Source organism: Clostridium sp. RTP31139st1_H3_RTP31139_211217 (assembly GCF_040227035.1).
Classification (GTDB): Bacteria; Bacillota; Clostridia; order Clostridiales; family Clostridiaceae; genus Clostridium; species Clostridium saudiense.
In genome coordinates this window covers 1-23,929 of sequence record NZ_JBCOAB010000007.1, presented here as the reverse complement: position 1 = coordinate 23,929, position 23,929 = coordinate 1, and the positions used below count along the sequence as shown (strand labels likewise).

General features: G+C 25.7%; 22 protein-coding genes, 1 pseudogene and 1 other annotated feature. Of the genes and pseudogenes, 7 read left to right on the top strand and 16 right to left on the bottom strand.

Annotated elements, in window-relative coordinates:
• Positions 1 to 7 precede the first annotated feature (7 nt).
• On the bottom strand, positions 8 to 679 hold the full coding sequence (locus tag ABUA17_RS04670) for a response regulator transcription factor (RefSeq protein WP_042399590.1): 672 nt from the start codon (positions 677 to 679) through the stop codon (positions 8 to 10).
• A gap of 553 nt (positions 680 to 1,232) precedes the next feature.
• Here ABUA17_RS04670 and ABUA17_RS04665 point away from each other — a divergent pair.
• Both ABUA17_RS04665 and ABUA17_RS04660 read left to right on the top strand, forming a co-directional pair.
• Positions 1,233 to 2,648: a spore germination protein gene (locus ABUA17_RS04665; RefSeq protein WP_349817877.1), complete on the top strand. Its 1,416-nt coding sequence runs from the start codon at positions 1,233 to 1,235 to the stop codon at positions 2,646 to 2,648.
• Positions 2,649 to 2,751: 103 nt separating this feature from the next.
• Positions 2,752 to 3,102, top strand: a complete 351-nt coding sequence (locus ABUA17_RS04660) for a DUF6568 family protein (RefSeq protein ID WP_042399595.1) — start codon at positions 2,752 to 2,754, stop codon at positions 3,100 to 3,102.
• 85 nt (positions 3,103 to 3,187) lie between these two features.
• Here the strand turns inward: ABUA17_RS04660 and ABUA17_RS04655 are convergent.
• The 6 genes and pseudogenes from ABUA17_RS04655 to ABUA17_RS04630 all read right to left on the bottom strand — a co-directional run.
• A pseudogene (locus ABUA17_RS04655) lies at positions 3,188 to 3,370 on the bottom strand (HsmA family protein); the annotation flags it as partial.
• Between the two features lie 99 nt (positions 3,371 to 3,469).
• A complete protein-coding gene (locus ABUA17_RS04650) occupies positions 3,470 to 3,967 on the bottom strand; it encodes a DUF2798 domain-containing protein (protein ID WP_042399598.1) in 498 nt (165 codons plus the stop codon).
• A 100-nt stretch (positions 3,968 to 4,067) separates the two neighbouring features.
• Positions 4,068 to 4,327: a binding site (T-box leader), on the bottom strand.
• Positions 4,328 to 4,392: 65 nt separating this feature from the next.
• A complete protein-coding gene (locus tag ABUA17_RS04645; protein WP_042399605.1) occupies positions 4,393 to 6,354 on the bottom strand; it encodes a sensor histidine kinase in 1,962 nt (653 codons plus the stop codon).
• A 333-nt stretch (positions 6,355 to 6,687) separates the two neighbouring features.
• Positions 6,688 to 7,815 (bottom strand): flagellin lysine-N-methylase, encoded by a 1,128-nt coding sequence (fliB, locus tag ABUA17_RS04640; RefSeq protein WP_055291168.1) that lies wholly within the window; start codon positions 7,813 to 7,815, stop codon positions 6,688 to 6,690.
• 162 nt (positions 7,816 to 7,977) lie between these two features.
• Complete coding sequence (locus tag ABUA17_RS04635; RefSeq protein ID WP_055291166.1) at positions 7,978 to 8,607, bottom strand: histidine phosphatase family protein; 630 nt, start codon at positions 8,605 to 8,607, stop codon at positions 7,978 to 7,980.
• A 74-nt stretch (positions 8,608 to 8,681) separates the two neighbouring features.
• On the bottom strand, positions 8,682 to 9,212 hold the full coding sequence (locus ABUA17_RS04630; RefSeq protein WP_042399615.1) for a hypothetical protein: 531 nt from the start codon (positions 9,210 to 9,212) through the stop codon (positions 8,682 to 8,684).
• A 288-nt stretch (positions 9,213 to 9,500) separates the two neighbouring features.
• Here ABUA17_RS04630 and ABUA17_RS04625 point away from each other — a divergent pair, with 288 nt between their 5' ends.
• Positions 9,501 to 10,541, top strand: coding sequence for a hypothetical protein (locus ABUA17_RS04625; RefSeq protein ID WP_055291164.1), 1,041 nt, complete (start codon positions 9,501 to 9,503; stop codon positions 10,539 to 10,541).
• Positions 10,542 to 10,681: 140 nt separating this feature from the next.
• Here ABUA17_RS04625 and ABUA17_RS04620 read toward each other — a convergent pair whose 3' ends face one another.
• The 3 genes from ABUA17_RS04620 to ABUA17_RS04610 form a co-directional block, all read right to left on the bottom strand.
• Positions 10,682 to 11,740, bottom strand: coding sequence for an FUSC family protein (locus tag ABUA17_RS04620; protein ID WP_055291163.1), 1,059 nt, complete (start codon positions 11,738 to 11,740; stop codon positions 10,682 to 10,684).
• Positions 11,740 to 12,186: a MarR family winged helix-turn-helix transcriptional regulator gene (locus tag ABUA17_RS04615; protein WP_055291161.1), complete on the bottom strand. Its 447-nt coding sequence runs from the start codon at positions 12,184 to 12,186 to the stop codon at positions 11,740 to 11,742. Before ABUA17_RS04615 ends, ABUA17_RS04620 begins: the two co-directional genes overlap by 1 nt.
• A 228-nt stretch (positions 12,187 to 12,414) precedes the next feature.
• Positions 12,415 to 13,830 (bottom strand): MATE family efflux transporter, encoded by a 1,416-nt coding sequence (locus ABUA17_RS04610; RefSeq protein WP_055275463.1) that lies wholly within the window; start codon positions 13,828 to 13,830, stop codon positions 12,415 to 12,417.
• Between the two features lie 195 nt (positions 13,831 to 14,025).
• Here ABUA17_RS04610 and ABUA17_RS04605 point away from each other — a divergent pair, with 195 nt between their 5' ends.
• Positions 14,026 to 14,652: a DUF362 domain-containing protein gene (locus ABUA17_RS04605; RefSeq protein WP_082423869.1), complete on the top strand. Its 627-nt coding sequence runs from the start codon at positions 14,026 to 14,028 to the stop codon at positions 14,650 to 14,652.
• Between the two features lie 136 nt (positions 14,653 to 14,788).
• Here the strand turns inward: ABUA17_RS04605 and ABUA17_RS04600 are convergent, their stop codons facing one another.
• Positions 14,789 to 15,376: an ECF transporter S component gene (locus ABUA17_RS04600; protein WP_042399633.1), complete on the bottom strand. Its 588-nt coding sequence runs from the start codon at positions 15,374 to 15,376 to the stop codon at positions 14,789 to 14,791.
• Between the two features lie 395 nt (positions 15,377 to 15,771).
• On the opposite strand from ABUA17_RS04600, the gene ABUA17_RS04595 reads away from it, so the two are divergent.
• Together ABUA17_RS04595 and queF are read left to right on the top strand one after the other, a co-directional pair.
• Positions 15,772 to 16,251 carry a QueT transporter family protein gene (locus ABUA17_RS04595; protein WP_242833253.1) on the top strand — a complete coding sequence of 160 codons (480 nt, stop codon included), beginning with the start codon at positions 15,772 to 15,774 and terminating at the stop codon, positions 16,249 to 16,251.
• Between the two features lie 3 nt (positions 16,252 to 16,254).
• Positions 16,255 to 16,737, top strand: coding sequence for a preQ(1) synthase (gene queF / locus ABUA17_RS04590; protein ID WP_042399636.1), 483 nt, complete (start codon positions 16,255 to 16,257; stop codon positions 16,735 to 16,737).
• Between the two features lie 53 nt (positions 16,738 to 16,790).
• Here queF and ABUA17_RS04585 read toward each other — a convergent pair whose 3' ends face one another.
• From ABUA17_RS04585 to ABUA17_RS04565, 5 genes are all read right to left on the bottom strand, one after another.
• Entirely contained in the window at positions 16,791 to 17,690 is a 900-nt protein-coding gene (locus tag ABUA17_RS04585; RefSeq protein ID WP_042399693.1) for a tetratricopeptide repeat protein, read from the bottom strand.
• Between the two features lie 68 nt (positions 17,691 to 17,758).
• Positions 17,759 to 19,165, bottom strand: coding sequence for a vWA domain-containing protein (locus ABUA17_RS04580; protein WP_055275465.1), 1,407 nt, complete (start codon positions 19,163 to 19,165; stop codon positions 17,759 to 17,761).
• A 3-nt stretch (positions 19,166 to 19,168) separates the two neighbouring features.
• Positions 19,169 to 20,299 carry an ATP-binding protein gene (locus ABUA17_RS04575; RefSeq protein WP_055291157.1) on the bottom strand — a complete coding sequence of 377 codons (1,131 nt, stop codon included), beginning with the start codon at positions 20,297 to 20,299 and terminating at the stop codon, positions 19,169 to 19,171.
• A gap of 11 nt (positions 20,300 to 20,310) precedes the next feature.
• Positions 20,311 to 21,126, bottom strand: coding sequence for a hypothetical protein (locus ABUA17_RS04570; protein WP_055291155.1), 816 nt, complete (start codon positions 21,124 to 21,126; stop codon positions 20,311 to 20,313).
• A gap of 368 nt (positions 21,127 to 21,494) precedes the next feature.
• Positions 21,495 to 23,258, bottom strand: coding sequence for an aminopeptidase P family protein (locus tag ABUA17_RS04565; protein ID WP_042399648.1), 1,764 nt, complete (start codon positions 23,256 to 23,258; stop codon positions 21,495 to 21,497).
• A gap of 247 nt (positions 23,259 to 23,505) precedes the next feature.
• Between ABUA17_RS04565 and ABUA17_RS04560 the strand changes: the two genes are divergently transcribed.
• A complete protein-coding gene (locus ABUA17_RS04560) occupies positions 23,506 to 23,667 on the top strand; it encodes a hypothetical protein (protein WP_172676141.1) in 162 nt (53 codons plus the stop codon).
• Positions 23,668 to 23,929 lie beyond the last annotated feature (262 nt).

Genomic DNA, 23,929 nt, shown 5'->3' with positions numbered 1-23,929 from the left:
TTTTATCTTATGGAATAATATATCCTAACCCTCTTCTTGTTTCTATTACATTTTTAATTCCTATTTCATCAAGCTTTTTTCTTATTCTTGTAACATTTACAGATAAAGTATTATCATCTATAAACATTTCACAATCCCAAAGATAATTCATTAAGTTTTCTCTAGATACTATTTTTCCTTTATTTTTTATTAAATAAGAAAGAATCTTTAATTCATTTTTTGTTATTTCAATAGTTTTATCATTATAACTTATTGTTCCATTTGATAAATTTACTTTCATGTCTTTATATTCTAATATATCTACTTGAGTCGAATTTCTATTTACTCTCTTTAAAATTGATTCAATTCTTGCTAATAAAATTTGTGTATTATATGGTTTGGTTACAAAATCATCAGCACCTAAATTCATACTCATTAATTCATCAATATCACTATCCCTACTAGTTACAACTATTATTGGAATTTCTGAAAACTTTCTAACTTCTCTACATATGTAATATCCGTCAAATATAGGTAAATTTATATCTAACAATATTAGGTCAGCCTTACTTTCTTTTATATTTTCTATTACATTTTCAAAGTTATCTGGTGCTTCTATTTGATATCCATATCTAGATAAAAAAATACTTAACTCATCTCTAATTGTTTTTTCATCTTCCACAATAAAAATTTTACTCATTTTATACTCCTCATATAATTATAAAATAAAAAGCTTTGTTAATATTTATATATATTAATCAAAGCTTAATTAACATTATAATATATTTCATTTACCAATATGTATATTAAACATAATTTTTATCTTCGAACTAATTTAAATTTTTCTTCATCATAACCAGCAAACATTACTAATCCAACTACTTTTATAACTTCAATTATTTTTTTCATCAATAATCAGCTCCTTGTTTTATCTTACGATGTACTTTTATTATATTAATTAATTCTTTATTTTCATATTTATGTTTATTACATTTATCTTTCATTATTGTAACTTTTAATTAGAGTCCAAAATAATTGTAACTTTTAATTAGAGTCCAAAATACTTTGCTATTTATAATATCTCATACTTAAATTAATACTATAGTCATTATCTTTTATCCTATAAATTATTTTCCCAAAACTACTAAATTTATTCATTACTTATATTTAAAAACTTATCTTATTTAATCTTTGAATATTAGATAAAAAATAGTAAAAAATATATTTAGTCTTATTATTTAAAGGAGAAAGCTATGAAACTAACTAATGATATTAATATTAATGTAAAGAAATTACGGGAAGAATTAAATTTAGGTAAAAGCTTTGATGTAATTGAAAGAATAATAGAAGTCCATAATCATAAGTATTACTTTTATTTTCTTGATGGCTTTGTAAAAGATACAAATATGGAATATGTTCGTAGAGATATTTATAATTTAGATGAAAAAGATTTTAATAGCATAAAAAACGCTACAGATTTAGTTGAAAAAGCCCTATGCTCAATTGAAGCTTCTACCGAAAGTGATATTGGTAATATAATTACTGCTATACTTTGTGGTCAAACAGCTATGTTATGCGAAAACTTTGATGAAGCAGTACTATTAGATTATAGAACTTATCCTGCAAGAGGTGTTGAAGAACCTGAAAAAGAAAAGGTTCTTAGGGGTGCCCACGATGGCTTTGTTGAAACAATAGTTTTTAATACAGCTTTAATCAGAAGAAGAATTCGCGATCCTCACCTTACTTTTGAAATGCATAATATAGGTAGTATTTCAAAAACCGATATTGCTATTGGATTTTTAGCAGGAACAGTTAAAGAAGATACCCTTAGTAAAATTAGAGATATGATTGATAATTTAAAAGTTAAATCATTAACTTTAGGAGATCAAAGTTTAATAGAATTACTTAATTCATCAAGTTGGCTTAATCCATTTCCTAAGGTGAAATTTACTGAAAGACCTGATGTTGCAGCTGCACAGATAATTGAAGGTAGTGTTATTATATTGATAGATAATATGCCATCTGCTTTAATATTTCCATCTAATGTTTTTGACTTTATTCAATCTATAGATTATTATTATATGCCAGTGCTTACAGGTAACTATCAAAAACTAATTAGAGCATTAGTACTTTTAGTAAATGTATTTTTAACACCGGTATATGTTTTACTTACAGATAATCCAACTTGGCTTGCTGGTCCACTTAGTTTTTTATTGCCTAAAGATTCATATACAATACCATTATTCTTACAATTTATTATTGGTGAATTTGCTGTAGATGGTTTAAAATTAGCTTCATTAAATACACCAAATGTTTTAGGAACATCTTTATCAATTATTGGTGGTTTAATATTAGGTGATTATGCTGTTCAATCTGGATGGTTTATTCCTCAAAGTATCTTATATATGGCAATTGTTTCTCTTTCAAGCTTTGTTCAACCTAGTGTAGAGTTAACATTTGCATTAAAGTTTATTAGATTAATCCTACTTGTATTTACTGGCCTCTTTGGTACTTGGGGCTTTATTGCGGGAATAATTATAAGTATAGCAATTGTAGCTTCAACTAAAACACTTACTGGTGAAAGTTATCTTTATCCATTAATACCTTTCAATTGGAGCGCTTTAAAGCACTTATTATTTAGAACTAAGAAAACAGCAAGTAAAAAATAGTAAATTATAAAGATTAGTTTTTTATATATTAAATATAATACTTAAATTAATTTGATATAATAAAACTAAAATTTAATATATTAAAAGACTCGGAGGTTTTTAAATGTTTGATGAAAATACATATAAAGAAGATATTCAAGTATTTAAAGAAATAAATTCTACACAAGCAGATAAATTATTGTCTGAAGAAAACTTAGCTGTTGTTTATATAGGAAGAGAAACTTGTCCTTATTGTCGTAAATTTGCTAAAAAATTAAGTGGATTATCAGATGAAATTAATACAACTATATATTATGTAAATAGTGAGTCTTTCTCTGATAATAATCTTAAGGCATTTAGAGAAAAATATAATATTGTAACTGTTCCTGGATTTATTGTTAATAAAAGTGGCAAAATAGAAGTTAAATGTGATTCTTCTACTCCAGAAGATGAAATTTTAAAAATGATAAATTAATATTTTAAGTATAATAATAAAAGCAAGCTGTATTTACTTTTGAAAATACTACTTGCTTTTATTTTTTCTTAATTTATCCTTTTAACTAAGCACCCATTCCAATAATCATACCTATAACATATGGTATAAGCCATACTGCCCATACAAATATACTAAACTTATGAAATTTAGCTTTTTGCTCTTCATTATTTTTATATAATACCCAAGTTACCCATCCTACATGAAATAACATTAAAACTATAGCTAAAGTTCCTGTTATACCATGAATAATTTACTTGAACTTGAAATAGAATCAACTTCTTGACATATTTAAAGTTCCTGTAGTATCAAATAACTATTTCTACTTTTATAACTTTAATAGCACTAATTAGCATTCATTTTGAACAACTTTTTCTTGTACTTCATGCATCTTTTTCATTACAAATCTAGCAATAGGTTGTGCTATAAAAATCTCTACAGCAAATGCAATTGCAAAATTTCTTGGCCATTTATAAAAGAAGTTATAAATCGGCTCCATAGTAATTTTCCCAAAACCAATCCATGTTCCAATTATCGTTAGTAATATTGACATTAAGAATACTGTACATAATGTGTTTACTATAATATGTGCATTAAAACTATCTTCTTTTTTTATTATTTTTCCAGTTAACCAGTCCGCTGGCTTATGTGTAAGTAAAACAACTATAATAACACTAATCCATATGAATGGTACAACTCTCATAGCTTCTCCCCATACAGTAATATTAAATCCAATTTCAAAGCAAGTTATTAGTGGTGCAATTATACATACAGATATAACTGAAATAATTGCTATAAAAATTGTCATCTCCTTTTTATTTCTTGGTAACTTCATATAAAATTCCATATTATTTTTCTCCCTTAAACTATTTTATATGACGAATTGTCAAGCTAAGTGCAACACTTAGCTTGACAATTCGTCATATAAAAAAGCTCTCATCCTATATGAATAGGACGAGAGCATTACTCACGTGTTACCACCTAAATTTATCATTATCTTACAATAACAACCTCTTCAAGTACGCCAAAAAAATTTTGGTTATACTCTAGCACTATAACGTGTGCATTACGACATCTGCCTACTGGTTGTTATCTTTCGGAGTGCTGCTCAGAGATGTATTCAAATTAACTTGTTATGTTCCTTTCACCAACCGGAACCTCTCTTTATAACTCTATTAATTTTACTCTTTCTCTTCAAAGCTTTATATTATTATAATTCATTATATTCCATTATTATTTTTTGTCAACAAAATATTTATAATATAAATTAATTTAATAAATATCTGATAATTCTAAAACTGTTTTATCACGATTATATTCATATATTTCCTCTAATTCATCTTCTATTTTTATGTTTGGTAACTGAACTTCAAAAGTACTTCCTTTACCTAAAACACTTTCTACAGTTACATTTCCATTATGAATATCTATCATTGATTTTACTATACTTAAACCTACTCCGCTACCTTCATTTAATCTATTTAACGAATTATCTCCTCTTGAAAATCTATCAAATATTTTACCCTTTATTTTTTCATCGATACCAATTCCATTATCACTAACAATAAATCTTATTATATCACTTTCTAAAATTAAATTTATTTTTATATATCCATTATTTTTTGAATATTTAATAGCATTAGACAGTAAATTCAATACTATTTTTTCAATCATATTAGGATCACATTTAATATAATGTTCCTCTACATTAGTATCAAATTCAATATCAATATTTTTAGACATTCCATATGGAATTATGGATAAAGCTATCTCCTCTATAAGTGATACTATTTCATAGTTCCCAAAATTAGGTTTTATCATTCCTACATCTATTTTTGTTAAATCTATTATATTATTTATTAGTCTTAACATCCTCTTACAATTTAAAGCTAAATATGGACTATGTTTTTTATATTTATAAACAAACTCTTCTTTATCACCATCACTAAAACTATCTAAAAGTTGCACACTCGAAGCAAAAATATTTAATGGTGTTTTTAATTCATGTGAAAGAGTAGATATAAACTCGGCTTTTTTTATATCATTTAGTTTATGAGCCTGAATTTCAGATTCTAGTCTAATATTATTAGAAATATTAATATAACTAACCAAAATTTGATTTTCACCTTTATCTGAATGAATAAGTTGAATAAAACAATCAATTATTTCATCTTTTTTAACATCTGTAAGTATCCCTCTCCACATTCCAGTTCTTTTTAATTCCCTTAATATTTCTGGTATTTTCTCTTTTACATCTTCAATTTCAAGTATTAATTCTCTAAATTTCTCATTACTGATATCATTTGAAAATCCTTCTTTAATTTTGTTATTCATATAAGATACATTAAACTTATTATCACAAATAAACATATATGTATGACTATTATAATGCGCTAAATTATAAAATTTTTGCAATTCTTCATTTAGAATTTTTGATTCTTCATACAATAAATATAATTCTATTACTGTTCCAATAATTACACTAATAAAAGATATATAGGTAATTAATATTGATGTTAGCATTATATCAAAATATAAACCAGTATGAGCATATATTGCATATATAGCCTTTATTCCTAATAAAGCTAAGCTAACACTAAAACATCCTACTATTACACTTTTTTCCTTTAATGATATAAAAATCAACCTGATGGCAATAATATAATATGAGATAAATAAAAATACATTATAGTATACAAATACACTATCAGGTATATTTAAAATTGTTCCTCTTAAATACTTTTCAATTATTCCTACTATAAATGAATATATAACAACAAATATTAATGAAAAACCCCTATTCTCTTTTATAAATTTATATAATTTACTTTTTGGAAAAAGAATAGTGTAAAGTATTAGCATTCTTAATATTGATGTAGAAATCATTATATAATCAGAAATATAAAATTCATTACTTATAAAAGTAAAATAATCAAATTGATCTGTAATTATTCCAATAACTAACCCTATATATACTAATATTAATGTAAATACTGTATTTTTCTTTGTTTTTTTATATAAAATTGAACAACTTATAACTGAAATAATAGCTAAAAAACTATTAATCATCTTTAATAATTCTAATGTAGCTGATAAATATTCTTTATTATTGCCTGTTATAAATATTTTATAAACAAAAAATGTTATCAGAACTAAAGCTAACATTAAAAAAACACTTATTATATCACTTGCCTTTTCAGCTACAGTGTTTTTTTTTATAGATACCTCTCCCATACAACATCTCCCCTTTAACCATTAATACTCAACAAAAGTTTTTCTGTATTAATACCTTTTTTTATATTTTATACCCTTTTTCTTTATTTTTCTATATTTTTTTATTATGATTAAACATTTTATTTAATATTCAAAACTCCTTTTTGCCACATTTTTCACTTTTTTACATTAATTTAGGAATATTACAAATCTATAACTCATTAAAAATAAAAAACCTTAATCAACTTCTTATATTTGATTAAGGTTAAAATAAGTATTTAAAATATAAACTTCTTCTTTATTCTTTAAAAATTGATTACCAATATTAATATTCAACACTATAATATTTTTATTCTATATCATAATTAATTTAATATATCCAATATCTAAAATTGCTTTTCCAAATCCATCCTCTAAAAACTCTAAAACAGCTTCAGAATTATTTGAAATAACTCTAGAAAATACTACAATATATTCCTTAATATCTTCAATTGATATTTCATTTTTATTATTAGTATAATATTTTAAAAATACCGTATATCTCATTAATAAATATTCTAATATTATAAGTTGAAAACTAAGTGCAAGCTCTTGAAAATCTTCACTAGTACACTCACTTAAGATTTTAGATACTATACAATTTTCTATTAACTCATTATATTGTTCAAATGTTTTTTTATAGATTATCCATTTATTAATATAATTCTTATCTTTCTTACTTTCTGAAAATTTATATATTTCTCTTAATGAATTTTCTAATCCTTCAACATCCTTATAATTTTCAGTAATATCTAAAAATAAATAATTTAATTCCTCTATTGCTTCTTCTATATTAAATTCAATTTCACTAAATGCTCTTAGTACGTTACTAATATATTTATCACTTTTATATTCTTTTAATATTTGATTTTTACTTATATCATTACTTAACATATTAATTAATATATCAAAACAAAGTATTAATTTATCATCTAATGACAACTTTTTCTCTTGAATAATATAAATTAATAATTCCCTAACCTTATACATTGTAGATTTTTCCTCCATTATTTTATTATCTGAAGAAATCATTTTAATTTTTCCTTTTAATTTACTTATATTTTCTACAACTTCTGGACATGCGCATGATAATGTAATTTCTTTTCTTCCTTCAAGTACATTTTCAATTCTAGGGAACTTTTTACATGTTAATGATAAACATTCCTCACCATCATTTTTTACTATATTACACAATCCCTTATTATCTAAAAATGGACACTTTTCTTGAGTTTCTTTATTTATAAAATACTCAACTTCATCATCATTAATTATTTCTATTACATTTTGTAATATATAATTTTTTTTATTATTCTTCCACTTAATATAAGTGTTATTATCAATATTTACATCCCATCCTGAACAACATGTAAACTTACATTTATCAGCAGTACATCTAAAATAATCATAATTTTGTATCTTAAAAATTTTCACTTCTTTATTCATATGTCACTAACTCCATTTCGATGTTATTACTTTATTATAAGCTACATGCTTAAGAAATTATATTATACTTAATATAATTATCAATTACTTTCATTTTATAAAATAACTTAAAATAAATTTTTCAGTACATTGTTTTATATTGTTTGAATAATACTTTAACATCTACCACCCTAATTTTTGATCTTTTACTGTAAAATGGCTACTATCATTTTTAAATTCAATATTAAAATTATTATTTTCATCTACATTAATTTTAGTTAAAGTTGCTTGTCCCATAACTTCTGAATTTACCTCATTGTCTTTAAAGTAATACATAATAGCTTTAAGAGTTATTCCATGAGCTACAATTAAAATAGTTTTTCCTATATTTGCTTTTATTATTTTATTCATAGTATTAGCAACCCTAGCCCTAACTTCATTTAAATTTTCACCGTTTGGTGCTGATAATTCAGTATTACCTTTCATAATTAGGCCTATATCCCAATTAGGATTTTCTTTCATAACCTCATCAGTTTTTCTTCCTTCATAATCACCAAAACACATTTCCATAAATCCGTCATCAGTTATAATTTCAACATCTTTATCACCTTTAATAATTTTAGCTGTTTCAAATGCTCTTTCAATTGGGCTAGAATAAATAATATCTATATGTATATTTTTAAGTCTATCTCGTAGCTCTTTAGCTCTTTCTATTCCATCTTCAGTTAATGGTGAGTTTCCTCTTCCCTGTAATCTTTTTTCCAAGTTCCATAAAGTTTGACCATGTCTTGTTAAATAAATTGTTGTATTCATAAACTAATCCCCTCATAATATATTACCTTTTATAATTATATATTTCATTACTTATATAGATAGTTCATCTATTGCTACTCACTTACTATTTCAGCTTCAACATATGGAATTTCATCTACACCATATTCTTTTCTAATTACTTCAGTATCAATATCAATTCCACCAAAAACTATTTCTATTTCTTTGTTAATTATTGATACCTCAGTTACTTGCATCTTATTTAAATCAATTAGTCCTTGTTCTTTATAATATCTATTAATAAGTTTATCTACTTCTAATTTAAAATCATTTCCCTCAAAGCTTATACCTTCTAAATCAGTAAAAACATTTATTACATAATTAAAAACTTTTTTTGATATAGAATTCACTATATTCATTTTTAAAATTTTAAAACTGTTTATATTTAAATAAACACTATTAAATTTAACCTTTGAAATGTTTAATTCTGTTTCAATATTTATATTCATTCCTAAAAATTGAACTATTCCAATTAATCTTATTTCATCATTAATAAATATATCAGTTATATTAATTTTATTTTGTAACTTTAAAAAGTTCTTTATATCGGTCTTTGTTACTCCTACTATCATCTTTTTTAATTTCATGTGATTTTCCTCCCTAGTATTTCATACTAATTTTCCTTATCTACTATTTGTAATTATAACATATCATTTATTACTAAACTTTTAAAAGTAATGAATCTTATTTCATTAACCTCATCATTTATTAATATATCCATTTTATTTAGCATTACATTAAACTCCTTAACAAATTCATATTCAATCTATCACTCTTTCTTAGCAGTAACATTTTCCTCGCCTTTTACATATTTTACATTAGAATGTTTTAGTTATTTTTACCAAAAGTAACTTTATAAAGAGGTTGTTTATATTATGACAAAACTTAAATTTGCTACTACTTATAGCTTTGATTATTCGCTAACACCAAACTCAATTATTGAGTGCCAAAATGGTGATTATATAATTGTTGGAAAAGCTCATAATAAAGACTCTCATTCATCTGCCTTTGCTATAAGAGTGAATTACAAAGGTAATGTAATTTGGAAAAAAATATATAGTTCCCCACTTCCTCAATTTTTTACTTCAATAATTCAAACAACTAATGGTGATTTAGTAGCTACCGGTATATATTATTATTCTGAATATGCTAGTGATGAATATACTTGGATAGTTAAACTAGATGAAAACGGAAATATTGTTTGGCAAAAAACACTAGGATTTGTTGGTATGCAATCTGAAGGTTATGATATTTGTGCCACATCTGATGGTGGATTTGCCATAACTAGTTTATTTTATAATGGTATTTCTTATAAGACTAGAATCTTCAAATTTAATAATGAATATGAGTTACAGTGGGATGAATTATTCGATATAGGTGTTGCTTTTTCAATAGTCGAAACCATGGATAATGGATTTATGTTGTCTGGAGCTATAAATACATTAAATTCATCTTTAAATAATATTTTTATATTAAGAATAGATTCAAATGGAAAAAAATTATGGGATAGGATTTATAGTGAATTTATAGATAGCGATATTGTAAATTCATCTATTATTGAAATGAAAAATGGACATTTTGCTGTAGTAGCAAAATCTATTATCTTCGAAATAAATTCTATTGGTAATATTGTATGGTCGAAAAAAAATTCCAATTATAAATTAAATAATATAATTCAATCAAAAGAAGGTAATTATATTATTTCTGGATCTTCAACAATTAATAATAACTCTCATGCTTTTATTGAATGTATAGGAAGCAATAACCAAGAAAGTTTATGGAGTACTACAGAATTGCTGTACCCTAGTGAAACTACAGATTTAATTTTATCTAAAGAGGATTACCTTGTTACTTGTGGTTATGCACCTATAAATACAGATAAATCGTTAGTTTGCTTTGCCTTATTTAGTTATTAATTACTTGATTTTAAATAAAAAAACAAATGGATTATTTAAAGGAATTTTATATTAACTCCTTAAGATAATCCATTTTTTCGTTCTCCACTGATAAAGTACAATAAAAAATTAGTATTATGATTAATTATTATAGAAAGCTTCTATGCTTCATTTACATTCATTAATACCTTTTTATTTATGCTGTTAGTTATATAATCGAATCCCTTACTATATAATGCTCCAAAAACATTATTTATAATACGGAATATTATCGCTCCTCCAAGTCCTAAAATAGGTGTTGCTGCAGCTAAGGCACCAAATGCATTAAATACTACTTGCCATTTATAAGTTGCACTAAATCCAACCATTATTCCACCCATAAGCCCTATAAAACTTCTAAATTCCTCTGGAAGTAAAATATAAATACATCCATATATTATAGATCCAATAATCATATATTTCATTCTATCTTTATAACGTATTTCTATCTGCTCCCTATCTGGATGAAATATTGACATACATGCAATTCCTATCCACATAGCTCTTGGAATGTGTAAAAGCTCTCCAATTAATACTGATGAAGTTACCACAAAAGCAAATTTAAATTGCCATTTTGTTCTTTCTGTATTAAAATCAATATCTTTTATAATATTAGAAAATTTATTTTCAAACTTTATTTTTCTTTGTTTTATATAAAATATTGATGTCACTAAAATCCCTGCAAAAATTAATCCTATAATACGATTAAAAAGAACTTGTTCATTATCAATCTTATATCCATATAAAAGAAGATATGATAATACAAGTATACTATGATTAAATAATTTTACATTATGGCATGTTAAAATTAATATACTTATTATTGAAAGAAAATTTATTACAAATCCTAATATGGGATTTGATATACTTGCAAAATAAGGCACCACTGCAAAAATGCAAAATACCCCAAATATAGTTAATGCTGATTGTCCAACATTAAAATCTAAATTTGAAAATCTAAAATGTAATAAAGCTAAAACTGCTACAACTCCAACTATACTATTTTCCGATCCAAAAACTGCCCCAAAACTAACAATAACAAACATACAAAACATAAGATTTAACACTGTTCTTAATATAATTGCTGCTATATACTTATTTCTTATTTCTTTGCTTTCAGCATTCTTTATTAGTGGTTTTAAACTATTAGCTCCTAATTGTATAGCTTGATAAAAACTCATTATTCTAATTCCCCCTCTTCTCCTATTTTTTTATTAGCCATTTCTATAAAATACATTAATTCTGAAAAATCCTTATCACCTAATTTTCTTCGCAGATTATATATTGGCCCTAAATAGAACTTAAATATTTCATCTACTTTTTTTTCACCAGCTTCTGTAATAAAAATACTATAACTTCTTTTATCATGAGAATCTTGCTTTTTAACTACATATCCAGCTTGGCTTAACCCCTCTATTAATCTACTTATTATAGTTTTACTAACACACATCGCCTTACTAAGCCTTAACGGAGTCATTCCTCCATTATTAATTATAAGTTGAGATAATAAATCTAAATGCTGAGTTGATATTTCATGTTCTTTTGTAACACGACGTATAAGTAATCTACTAAATAATCTGATTTCATTCATATTCTCAACCATTGTTATCCAATCATTATTTTCCATAATCACAACACCCTCTAACTAATATAAGAAAAAGTAGTTTACTTTGTGAACTACTTTTAAATTTATTTTATTCTAAAAGTTTTTTTTTGTCAAACACTTAGTCTAAAACAACTTAAACTACTATGATAAAATAATTCAATAAAAAAATGATATCATTGCTAAATCATGATACCATTCTTATTATTAACTAATATATAATTTTTATATAAAATAATTAATCTTATATTTTTAATCTATTAAAGTAATACTTTCTTCAATTTTTTCATCTTTATTGTTTTTATAATCTATTTCTGAGATCTCTATCTTTTTCTTTAGCTTATTAGATACATTTTTATATCCTGGCAATAAAAATGCATCTGCAAATATCCAAGCAATAGGACTTGCAAAACAAACAGCTGTAAATCCAAACATAGGTACTAAAATAAATCCACAAAGTGCCCTTGCTATCATTTCACAAATACCTGCAAAAATTGCAAATGTTGAATATCCCATACCTTGAATTGTGAAACGAACAACATTTACAATACATAGTGGTATAAAAAATGCTGCTGATGTTACTAAACATTGCTTAACCATTAAAAGCAGTTCTGTTTCTCCTGCATTAACAAATAATAATGCTATAGTTTCACCAAAGAAAATTGATACTACTAATGCTATTATAGAATATACTGATCCAATTAATAAACTTTTCTTTATTCCTTCACTGATACGACTTAATTTTTTTGCTCCTACATTTTGTCCCGCATATGTTGCCATAGTTGACCCTAAAGCATCAAAAGGACAACATAAGAACATTGAAATTTTACTTGAAGCCGTAACAGCTGCTACAACAAGAGATCCAAGCCCGTTTACTGCCGTTTGTAAAATTACACTTCCTATAGCAGTAATGGAGTATTGTAATCCCATTGGAATGCCCATATAACAAAGCCTACTTATATAATGTCCATTTAATTTTAACTCATCTTTTTCAAACTTTAGTATCTTATATTTTTTCATCATAAATATAGTACACCAAATTCCAGCCACGGCCTGTGCTATAATTGTTGCCCATGCAGCCCCTGCAACACCCATTTTAAACACAATTATAAATACTAAATCTAAAACTATATTTATTATTGATGACATAATTAAAAACATTAACGGTGTTTTACTATCTCCAAGAGAACGAATAATTCCTGATGATAAATTATAAAGATATGTTGCTGGTATTCCTAAAAATATTACAAAAATATAACTATATGCTCCATCTATAATATCACTTGGTGTATTCATCCATTCCAAAATACTTCTACAAAGAACACATACAATCATAGTCATAACAATAGAAAAAATAGCTGCTAAAACAGCACTATTAAATACATACTTACGTAACTTCTTATAATTATTTGCTCCAAATTTTTGTGCAACAGGTATAGCAAACCCATTACATACTCCCATACAAAATCCAATTATCATAAAGTTTATTGAACCAGTTGAACCTACTTCAGCTAAAGCACTTACCCCTAAATATTTACCAACAATAATTGTATCCACCATACTATAGAATTGTTGAAATAACATTCCTAACAGCAGTGGTACTGAAAATCCTAAAATAAGCTTAAATACATTTCCTTGTGTTAAATCTTTAACTTCATTACTCCTCATAATTTTTCCTCTTCATATTTATATTTAATTTTATTTTTTACTTATTTCTAACATTGACTATATAATCTTTTTACCAAACTATATATTATTACAAATTCACAGAAACTTCCATGTATTTTCTTATACTATTTATATATTTCTACAATAAGAATAAACATCAAATAAAATATTAAATTTTGCTAAAACTAATAATTAATGATTGATATTGGTTTTATGGATGTTATTAAATCAGAAAATGTTGAATTTATAAATTTAAATAATGGGCCTTTTATTAATCTTCCACTTAATCATAGTTGTCCAAAATCAATAGCTTTAAATAAACTATATGATGAAATGACATTTTTAATATCATTTACTCAATTAAAAATTCATGAAGAAGCTACTATTTCTGCATCTATTAAAAATATAGCTATGGGATGGCCAACTGGTGAAGAACAAGGTTATCCAAAAAAGAATTTAGGTATCCATAAAGATTTGCATGGATTTATAAGTGCTATGCTCGAAAAGTTCACTATAGATCTTTCTATTGTAAGCGCAAGCCCTGCAATGGTTGGAACTGGGCCTCATAAAGGAATTGGTAATCATACTGGCTTAGTTTTATGCGGAACTGATCCTATTGCTACAGATACTGTTGCTGCTAGACTACTTGGGTTTAAGCCTCAAGCTATAAATTATTTATATAAGTCAATAAATAAAGGTCTTGGTTGCGGAGAAGTTACTACTGATTCTAGCTCCCCTATTAAAATTTTAGGTATGAGATTAATTGATGCTGAAAAGCACTTTAACAAATGTGCTTATGGAAAAGACTTTTCTATTGATTAATCTAAATTTTGAAAAGAGGATTCAGTAACAAGTGATAAGCTAAAATATAATTTATTCCTTAACTTGTCACTTGAAACTTTCTTCACCCTTGTCATTCAAAGAAAACCGTATGTTTTCAACCTTAACTCTTAACTAACTAAACCGGTAGTAATAAACCTGATTTTTTTAGTATTGGTCTTATTGCATTATATATAATTGCTACTAAAATTACTGATACCACAGCATTTATGAATGTAGTTGCAGCACTTAATTTTGCTAAAATCATAGCTGCATCTTGAGGTTGTCCAAGTATATATTGCTTATAGAAAAAGCCTACTATAGGATCTGCAATTACATTAAAAGCAAGTCCACCTATTGATGCTATTAAACTCCACTTAAAAATATATTTACTATCATTACTTTCACTTATTTTTGCTATTTTATGTGCAATTAATCCAGTTATTAATCCTATACATAATTTTAAAACAAATGTTTTAGGTGCTACTAATATATATACTGGATCAAGTAAATCAGCAATTGTCATTCCTATTGCTCCAGCTAATCCTCCGTACCATCCTCCAAGCAATAAAGCTGCTAAAACACAAAATGCATTTCCAATATGAAGTGAAGTTGCATCTCCACCTGGTACTGGAATTTTAATTTGTAAGTAAGTAAAAGATACAAAACATAATGCTGCTAATAATGCAGTTTGAATTAATTTTTTAAATCTTATTTGGTTATTCATTAATATTTGCCCCCTTATTTATAAAACTTTATATCCATTTTATACCTAATAAAACAAATAAATCAATTGTATGCATACAAATTATCATATTATTCATTTTGTTTTAAAATTAAATATTCATTTTTACTATATTATCCTCTCCTCCTCTATTATTTATTAATTGGTTGACTTATCCACATAAGCACTATATACTTAAGTGAGATTCTAGATTTTTAATTTAGTTAATCTAAAATTCAACTTTTCTCTAAGAGCAAAGTTGAATAATAATTTAATATAAGACAGTTCGTAACCATCCTGTCTCAAAATAAAACTAGGGATTAATAATAGAAATACTATTATTGTTTATTTAGGATGGATTTTTTCCATCCTTTTTTTATTTTCTGGAGGTGATATTTATGGAAAATACTATGACTAAAACAAGAAAAATAACAATTTCAGCAATTGTTATTGCTCTATATGTTGTAATAATGGTAATAACTCAAAGCTTTGCCTTTGGTGCTATACAAGTTCGTTTAGCAACTAGTTTATATTCATTATCTTATATTTTTCCATTCCTAGCTTTACCTTTGGGACTTGCGAACGTTTTATCTAACATGCTACTTGGCGGATTAGGTATATTTGATATTATCGGAGGAGGATTAGTTGGAATAATAACAGCTTTATTAGTTTATGCTGTTCGTAAATATAAATTAAATATTTACTTTACTATATTACCAATAATCTTTATTCCTGGTTTAATAGTACCTATTTGGCTATCAATGTTATTAAATGTTCCTTATAGTGCATTAGCTATTAGCTTGTGTTTAGGACAAGTTATACCTGCAATATTAGGTTTATTTTTAATTAATGCTTTAAAAAATAAGATTGGAGAATAACCCATGAGAAATGATTTAGAATTAAATTTACTTGGAAATCAAAATATAAAATATGAATTTGGATATAATCCAGATATTTTAGAAACCTTTGACAATAAACATCCAAACAATGATTATTTTGTAAAGTTTAACTGCCCTGAATTTACAAGCCTTTGTCCAATTACTGCTCAACCTGATTTTGCTACAATTTACATATCATATGTACCAAATATAAAAATGGTTGAAAGTAAGTCATTAAAATTATATTTATTTAGTTTTAGAAATCACGGTGATTTCCATGAAGACTGTATGAATATAATTATGAAGGATTTAATTAAGCTTATGGACCCTAAGTATATTGAAGTTTGGGGTAAATTCACTCCAAGAGGCGGTATTTCAATTGATCCTTACTGTAACTATGGAAAACCAGGTACAAAATGGGAGGAAATTGCTTTTAATAGATTAGCTAATCATGATTTATATCCTGAAAAAATAGATAATAGATAATTAAAATAAACAGTAGACAAATTTGTATGAAAACAAATTTGTCTACTGTATTTTTATCCAAATATCTCTTTATATTTTTCTAGTTTCCTAATAGCATCAAGGTCTTCGTCTTCTTTCATATATTCCTCAAAAAAATCATTTAGCTCAATAGATTTAAGTATATCTTCTAATGCTAAGTCTAATTTATTTATACATACGTAAAAGCAAGCCCTATTGTAATATAAGAATCCTTCATCTTTATTTTCTAAGATTCCTTCATTAATTATTTCAATTGCTCTATTATAATCTTCTTTTTCTCTATACATTACAGCATAATTCAAATAACTGTATGGATAATACGGATTTTCTTCTATAGACTTTTTATAATATTCTTCTGCTAATTTTAAATTTCCTAACTTCTTATTAAATACACCCATATTAAAAAGAATTCTAAAATGCTTACTATCTATTTCTAAAGCTTTTTCCATATATTCTAAAGCAAGTTTTGTATCTCCTAATTCATCATAAATACATCCTAAATTTGCATTTGCCCATAAATCCTTCGGATTTATCTTTAATACTTCCTTGTAATTCTTTATAGCCTCTTCTTTATTTCCTAATTCATCATAAGCATTAGCTAAAAAGAAATATGCCTTTTCGTATTTATTATCATTTTCTATAGCTTTCTTATAATATTCAATAGCTTCCTCATATAATTCATCATCATCATAAATTATACCTAAACCATAATAAGCTATAGCATTAGTATCATCTAATTCTATTACTTTTCTATACATTTTTTCAGCTAAATCAAAGTTTGCTATTTTATCATAAAGAAATGCTAAATCCAAAATTAAATCTATATCTTCTTTTCCTTCTGGACAATTATATGCTTTTTTAAAGAACTTTAAAGCTTTTAAATAATTCTTTTCAGTCATAAAGTTTCGTCCTATTGATATATAGTTATCAAACATGTATGTCTTATCCAAAGTAAATTCTCCTTTTGCAATATATACTAAATAAAATCTGTACTTATTATCACTTAAAATATCGGTTCTTGGTTATTCATTGAATAACCATCATTTCTAACATCTTTCATATCTAGTGTATTATCTTTTATTTCAACTTTACTAAGCTTTTTAACAGCTCCATAAGATTCTTTTAATGAAATTCCTTCTCCTCTTCCTGAAATAACCCATAATACTTTATATCCTCTAGGTATTACCCCTAATTTATCTTCTCCCTTACCATCAGTGAAATAAATTAATAAATTAATATTTTTATTATTTGCATATTCAAAGACAGGAGTAAATCTAGTTCCTCCACCAGAAGAACATCTTTCTTTTACATCCTTTATAGTTTTAACCTTATACGCTCGTTTAATGTCTTTATCACATTCTATTATAGTTATTTCATGATTATAATTTTTTACTATAGATAAAACTTCTTTAACTGCTTGCTTAAACTCTTCATCGCTAATACTACCACTTATATCAATTGCAACTGCAATTTCAGCTTTATGATTTCTAAGTTCACCTCTTAAATCTAATCTATTAGGCTGTCTTCTATTTCTTCTTGTTATAGTTTTCTTTTTATTACTTTCTACTGTACCCATTAATTTTTTAAGGAATAAATTCCAAGGAAGCTCTCCCTTGCTTTTTTTCAATGAATCGATCATTCCTTCTATATGAATAGGTATTACACCTTTCTCAGAGTTACTTATAAACTTTTCAGTAAAATCCCTAAGAGTTTTTTCATCTATGTTTTCACTTTCATCCCAAAGATCATGAGTAGTTTCTGGATCATATCCATTTTCTAATTCTTCTCCCCAGCTATCATCCTCTTCCCCTTCATCACTTTCTTCTAATACATTTAAAACATTTTGAATATTTTCAGCATAATATTCAAATGAATTATAAGGCTCAAGATTTAATTCATACTTTAAGTTTACACCTTTTAAAGTAGTTGCATATGGTGGTAAATTATTTAAGTATTGATTTACTACTATGTCCATGGCTAAATTAATTGCAAGTGTACTAAACTTTCCTCTTAATTCTTTTGCTCTTGCTAAATGCATAGATAATACATGATGAATTTCATGCTTAATAGTACTTTCCATTTGTTTTATATTAAGCTGTAAAAATATTATTGGATTAAAATATATAACATATTTAGCCCCTTTAAAATTTATACCAGTTGGACTATTTATATCAAAGCGTATTTCCCTACCCATTTGAAATAAAAAGTATCCATAAAAATTATCCTTTTCTTCCATAAGACTTAAATTTACTTTATCTATAATCTTAAAAAATTTCTCGGCAAACTCTTTAGGTATATCTACATCAATTTTTTCTTTAGCACGCAATGCTTTAAACATAGCTGAACTATTAACTAATTCACTAGCTTCATTATAAAGTACATTCTTTATGCTTTCAAAATTTCCTTCCATACATTATCCCCTTATTGAACTATAAGATTCAAAATAACTTTCTACAAACGTTTCATTTTCTAAAGCCCTCTTATAGCTTTCAGGATAAGCATTTTTCATATCCTTCATAATTCCTACCATTAAATCTACAGGATACTCTTTTAAGAACTCAATAAATCTATTAATATAATAAGAATCTTCATCACCAAAATTTTTGATATTTTCTTCTAAAGATTTTAAAATATTCATTGCACTTAAATAAAGTCTAGTATGACTTTCATTTTTTACTTTTTCTATAACTTCCTCACTTAAGGTATCTCCAGCAAATACTTCCTCAAATGATATTAAAGGACTATGTTCAGCTTCGATGAAACTTATAAATTCTTCTGCTATAACTTTTCCTACATTACCTTTTATAACATTTAAAAATACAGCTCTAGGTATAGAGTCTTTCTTTTCTTTATAAATTTTAAGCGCTTTAGAAACTCTTTCATAACTTCTTGGCGTTGCTCTTACATCATCTTCATTTATCTTATGTAAATATTCTGGGAATGTTGAAATAAATTCTATTACTTCTTGCTCAATTCCAGCTTCCATTGCCCACTTTAACCAAACATTATGATCACTTTCCATATTAAGCCATACAAATCTATTTTCTTGAGCAGCATCCATATCAACTACTTGATAATCAAAGTCAGAGCCATATTTACTTGATGGATTCATTGCTGCTAATATATTTACATTATCATGTAATTTGTATCCATTTATCTCTCTATTTAATATTAAATTCATAAGTTCTTGTTGAACTGTATGCTCACAACGATTTATTTCATCAATAAATAAAAGTACCTTATTACCCTTAGCTATTTCTTCATCAATTTCCCTTAACTTTGTATGAACAGCATATATTGTTGTCTTCTTTTCAAATTTATCTCCATTAGAATCCATAGCTATATATGACTCTACAGTCGGTAATCCCCCTATTTCACCTTCTTTAAGAAGATTACCATCAATAACTATTAATTTCCACTTATTTTCTTTAGCTAATCTTTTAGCTAAAGCTGTTTTTCCTATTCCACTTTCTCCAACTACTAAAGGCACTTCCTCTGTTGCTAATACTAATTCTACACTTCTTAACGTATCTATAAAATTCATTTTTCTTCCCCTTACATCATCTTTAGTTTTTCATCTACAGCAATTCTTTTTGTTTTTTTACTTCCATACTTATATATAAACATAATTTTATCAATATCAATTATTTCACTATTTCTATCAATAATACTACAATTTAAGAAATCTCTAACATACTTTTCATCAACATCATCTTTTGATAATACTTCTTTAAATATTTCTTCTAATTCTTCATGAGAAATTTCATTTAGCATACTTCTTGTAATATATCTAATTACTAAAATATTTACCTTTAAAAAGTTTAATATTTTATCTTTATTTAAATCGGTTATAAATTTTACTGCTGCTTCGTTATTTTTAATAGCTGCAACCTCAGCTTTATAGCAAGGTGAATTTATATATCTTAACGCATCATAACTTATATTTACAGCTGCCTCTTGAACACTTTCATATGGCTCCTTAATATATTTGATTGAATCGTAATCCCTCATTACAGCTAATAATTGTAACTCTTCACTAGGCTCCTTAACATATCTAATTGCCCATCCCCTTTGCTCTATAGCTAATTTAATAACATTATAACTTGGATTTTTAATATAATTTAAATTGCTCCATCCATTATTTACTGCTTCAATCATCATTTTTTCCGTAGGATTTTCTATAAACTCAATAGCTCTAGGATTATTATTCATAGCAATTTCCTGCATTTCTAATGTAGGATTATTTATATATCTTAATAAAAGTCCATTTTTATTAATGGCTATTAATTTCATTTCCTCAGTAGGATTATCTATATTTTTTATAATACTTGGATTTTTCTTTATCATCTCTATAGTTTTTGCTTCATCCATATTTTTACCTCATTCTTATTATTAACTTTAATTTTTATTTAATAATAATTATTACTTATATTAATTATAATACTTTTTAAATTATTTTAAAGTAGATAAATATAGTCTGATATATTATTTTTTTAAATTATACTCATATTTCTCTCTTTTTTTAATTTTTCTTATATGTAAGTATATATTTTATACTACTTCTCTTCATTTAATATATAAAAAAATAAATGGGTTATCTACAGAAATTAATATAACTTCCCTTACGATACTCCATTTATTTTTTCTTTATTTCTATATTAAAATTCCATAAACAATTTGTATTACAATATAATATTTCTTTCTATATCATATAAATCAACTAAATTCCTACACAATATTTATATTTCTCTAGTTTCCATTTTTAAAACTTCTTTTTCTTCTTCATTTAAATAAGGAGAAAGATTATCATATACTTTCTTATGATAGTTATTTAGCCATGCTTTTTCATCATCATTTAATAACTCAACCTTAACTCCATTTAAATCTATAGGGCAGTATGATATTGTATCAAATCTATAAAACTCTCCATTATCATTAGTTTCATCTTCAACTACTACCATAATATTTTCAATTCTTATTCCAAATTTACCTTCTTTATAAACACCTGGTTCATTAGTTAATATCATTCCTGGCTCTAAAACTACATTATTTCCATACGGTCTTATTCCTTGTGGGCCTTCATGAACATTTAAGAAAAATCCAACTCCATGACCTGTTCCACACTTATAATCTAATCCATATTGCCATAAAGGTCCCCTTGCCAATACATCTAAGTTTCCTCCAGTAGCACCCTTTAAGAATTTTGCATTAGCTAAATTAATATGTCCCTTTAATACTAACGTAAAATCCCTTTTTTCTTCTTCTGTAATATTTCCTAAAACAAAAGTTCTTGTTATATCTGTTGTTCCATCTAAATATTGTCCACCTGAATCTACTAAAAATAATCCTTCTTCTTTAAGCTCATAAGCACTTTCCTCTGTAGCACTATAATGCATCATTGCTGCATGTTCTTTATACCCTGCTATAGTTCCAAAACTATCACCCATTGCTAGTTCTTCCTTACTTCTAAGTTCAGTTAATACCTTACTAGCTGATAATTCTGTAATCTTTTCTTTTCCTATATTATCTCTTAAATATTTGATAAACTTAACCATTGCAACTCCATCTTTAATATGGCAATTCTTTAAGCTTTCTATTTCAACATTATTTTTTATTGCTTTTAAATTAGTTGTTAAGTTTACCTCTTCTTTTATTTCACATTTTAATAAAGAGTATAATTTTGCATTAACTTTTGCAGGGTCTATTAGCACTTTACCATTAAGTTTCTTTATTTCTTCTTCAATTTCTAGGTATTCAAACACTTCAATTCCTTGTAATTTTAACTCATCTTCAACTTCCTTATTTACCTTGCTTTTATCAATAAATAGTTTAGCTTCGGTATCAGTGATTATTGAATAGCTTAATGCTACTGGATTAAACAAAACATCATTTCCTCTTATGTTAAATAACCAAGCTATATCATCTAAGGAAGTTAATAAATAACTTTCTACATTCTTTTCCTTCATAACGAGTCTTACAGCTTTTAACTTTTCATTAGCAGTTTTTCCACAATACTTTACATCATGAATAAATATTTTTGATTTAGGTAAACTAGGTCGATTTTCCCAAACCTCTTCTAATAGATCTTTGTCCATTTTTATATTAAAGTTGTTCTTTTTACTTATATTTAATAGTTCTTTATATTGATTAACACTATAGCAATTTCCATCAAACCCTATAGTTTCTCCTTCATACACATTCTTTTCTATCCACTCATTTATAGTATCATAGCCTGGTGTAGCCATTTTCATTAAGTCTATTCCTGTTCCATTTAACTGTTCTGCAGCTTGAATAAAATATCTTCCATCAGTCCATAACTTAGCTTCATTTTCTCCAACTAATAATGTTCCTGCTGATCCAGTAAAACCTGAAATCGCAGCTCTACCCGTATAGTACTCTGCTACATATTCACTTTGATGTGGATCTGAACTTGGAATTATATAATAATTTATATTATATTTTTTCATTGATTCTCTTAACTTTAAAAGTCTACTCATTTTTATTCCCTCTTTTCTTTTTATTTCTCCTTTTGATTACTATTATTTTATATTATTTATTAAAATAATAAAATAGATTCTCAATATTATTCTCTATAGCGTGCTTCTTCTTAAAAATTAAGTAAAATAAATATATTTTTATTTACATTTCTTGTTGTTATGTGCACCAAATTACTACCTTTGAGTATATTATAGTATAAGCAAAATAGTTTAGCTCTAAAAACAAGCTTTACTATTTATAGGAGGAGTAAACATGAGAAACAATTGTAATAATTGTAGAAGAAATTGTTGTAGAAATAACAACTCTTGTATGAATAATAGATGCTGTGGAAATTTCAATAATGGTTGTGGATTTGGAAACTGTGGATTTGGTAATGCTTGGTTAATATGGCCTTTATTATTCCTTTGTTTCTAAGTACACTTAGCCAAACCTATTTTTTTTTGATATGCCTCATACTAATACCAATAAAATTGGTACTTTTAAAACAATAAAAAGTTAGGATATCATCTCCATCCTAACTTTTTTTGTATTATAAATAAAAGGCTTTGTTTTAATAAACTGTTGAAATTTGATTAACCTCTATAAATATGGTTATAATATATAATATAACTACTATTTAGGAGGTTTTTTATGCCAAGAGTTAATAATGTTATTCAGCAAGTTTCACAATTAAATA

What these genes read in the sequence shown, in the direction of transcription:
- ABUA17_RS04670 (WP_042399590.1), bottom strand. Translation starts at nt 679, where the DNA reads ATGAGTAAAATTTTTATTGTGGAAGATGAAAAAACAATTAGAGATGAG.
- ABUA17_RS04665 (WP_349817877.1), top strand. Translation starts at nt 1,233, where the DNA reads ATGAAACTAACTAATGATATTAATATTAATGTAAAGAAATTACGGGAA.
- ABUA17_RS04660 (WP_042399595.1), top strand. Translation starts at nt 2,752, where the DNA reads ATGTTTGATGAAAATACATATAAAGAAGATATTCAAGTATTTAAAGAA.
- ABUA17_RS04650 (WP_042399598.1), bottom strand. Translation starts at nt 3,967, where the DNA reads ATGGAATTTTATATGAAGTTACCAAGAAATAAAAAGGAGATGACAATT.
- ABUA17_RS04645 (WP_042399605.1), bottom strand. Translation starts at nt 6,354, where the DNA reads ATGGGAGAGGTATCTATAAAAAAAAACACTGTAGCTGAAAAGGCAAGT.
- fliB (WP_055291168.1), bottom strand. Translation starts at nt 7,815, where the DNA reads ATGAATAAAGAAGTGAAAATTTTTAAGATACAAAATTATGATTATTTT.
- ABUA17_RS04635 (WP_055291166.1), bottom strand. Translation starts at nt 8,607, where the DNA reads ATGAATACAACAATTTATTTAACAAGACATGGTCAAACTTTATGGAAC.
- ABUA17_RS04630 (WP_042399615.1), bottom strand. Translation starts at nt 9,212, where the DNA reads ATGAAATTAAAAAAGATGATAGTAGGAGTAACAAAGACCGATATAAAG.
- ABUA17_RS04625 (WP_055291164.1), top strand. Translation starts at nt 9,501, where the DNA reads ATGACAAAACTTAAATTTGCTACTACTTATAGCTTTGATTATTCGCTA.
- ABUA17_RS04620 (WP_055291163.1), bottom strand. Translation starts at nt 11,740, where the DNA reads ATGAGTTTTTATCAAGCTATACAATTAGGAGCTAATAGTTTAAAACCA.
- ABUA17_RS04615 (WP_055291161.1), bottom strand. Translation starts at nt 12,186, where the DNA reads ATGGAAAATAATGATTGGATAACAATGGTTGAGAATATGAATGAAATC.
- ABUA17_RS04610 (WP_055275463.1), bottom strand. Translation starts at nt 13,830, where the DNA reads ATGAGGAGTAATGAAGTTAAAGATTTAACACAAGGAAATGTATTTAAG.
- ABUA17_RS04605 (WP_082423869.1), top strand. Translation starts at nt 14,026, where the DNA reads ATGATTGATATTGGTTTTATGGATGTTATTAAATCAGAAAATGTTGAA.
- ABUA17_RS04600 (WP_042399633.1), bottom strand. Translation starts at nt 15,376, where the DNA reads ATGAATAACCAAATAAGATTTAAAAAATTAATTCAAACTGCATTATTA.
- ABUA17_RS04595 (WP_242833253.1), top strand. Translation starts at nt 15,772, where the DNA reads ATGGAAAATACTATGACTAAAACAAGAAAAATAACAATTTCAGCAATT.
- queF (WP_042399636.1), top strand. Translation starts at nt 16,255, where the DNA reads ATGAGAAATGATTTAGAATTAAATTTACTTGGAAATCAAAATATAAAA.
- ABUA17_RS04585 (WP_042399693.1), bottom strand. Translation starts at nt 17,690, where the DNA reads ATGTTTGATAACTATATATCAATAGGACGAAACTTTATGACTGAAAAG.
- ABUA17_RS04580 (WP_055275465.1), bottom strand. Translation starts at nt 19,165, where the DNA reads ATGGAAGGAAATTTTGAAAGCATAAAGAATGTACTTTATAATGAAGCT.
- ABUA17_RS04575 (WP_055291157.1), bottom strand. Translation starts at nt 20,299, where the DNA reads ATGAATTTTATAGATACGTTAAGAAGTGTAGAATTAGTATTAGCAACA.
- ABUA17_RS04570 (WP_055291155.1), bottom strand. Translation starts at nt 21,126, where the DNA reads ATGGATGAAGCAAAAACTATAGAGATGATAAAGAAAAATCCAAGTATT.
- ABUA17_RS04560 (WP_172676141.1), top strand. Translation starts at nt 23,506, where the DNA reads ATGAGAAACAATTGTAATAATTGTAGAAGAAATTGTTGTAGAAATAAC.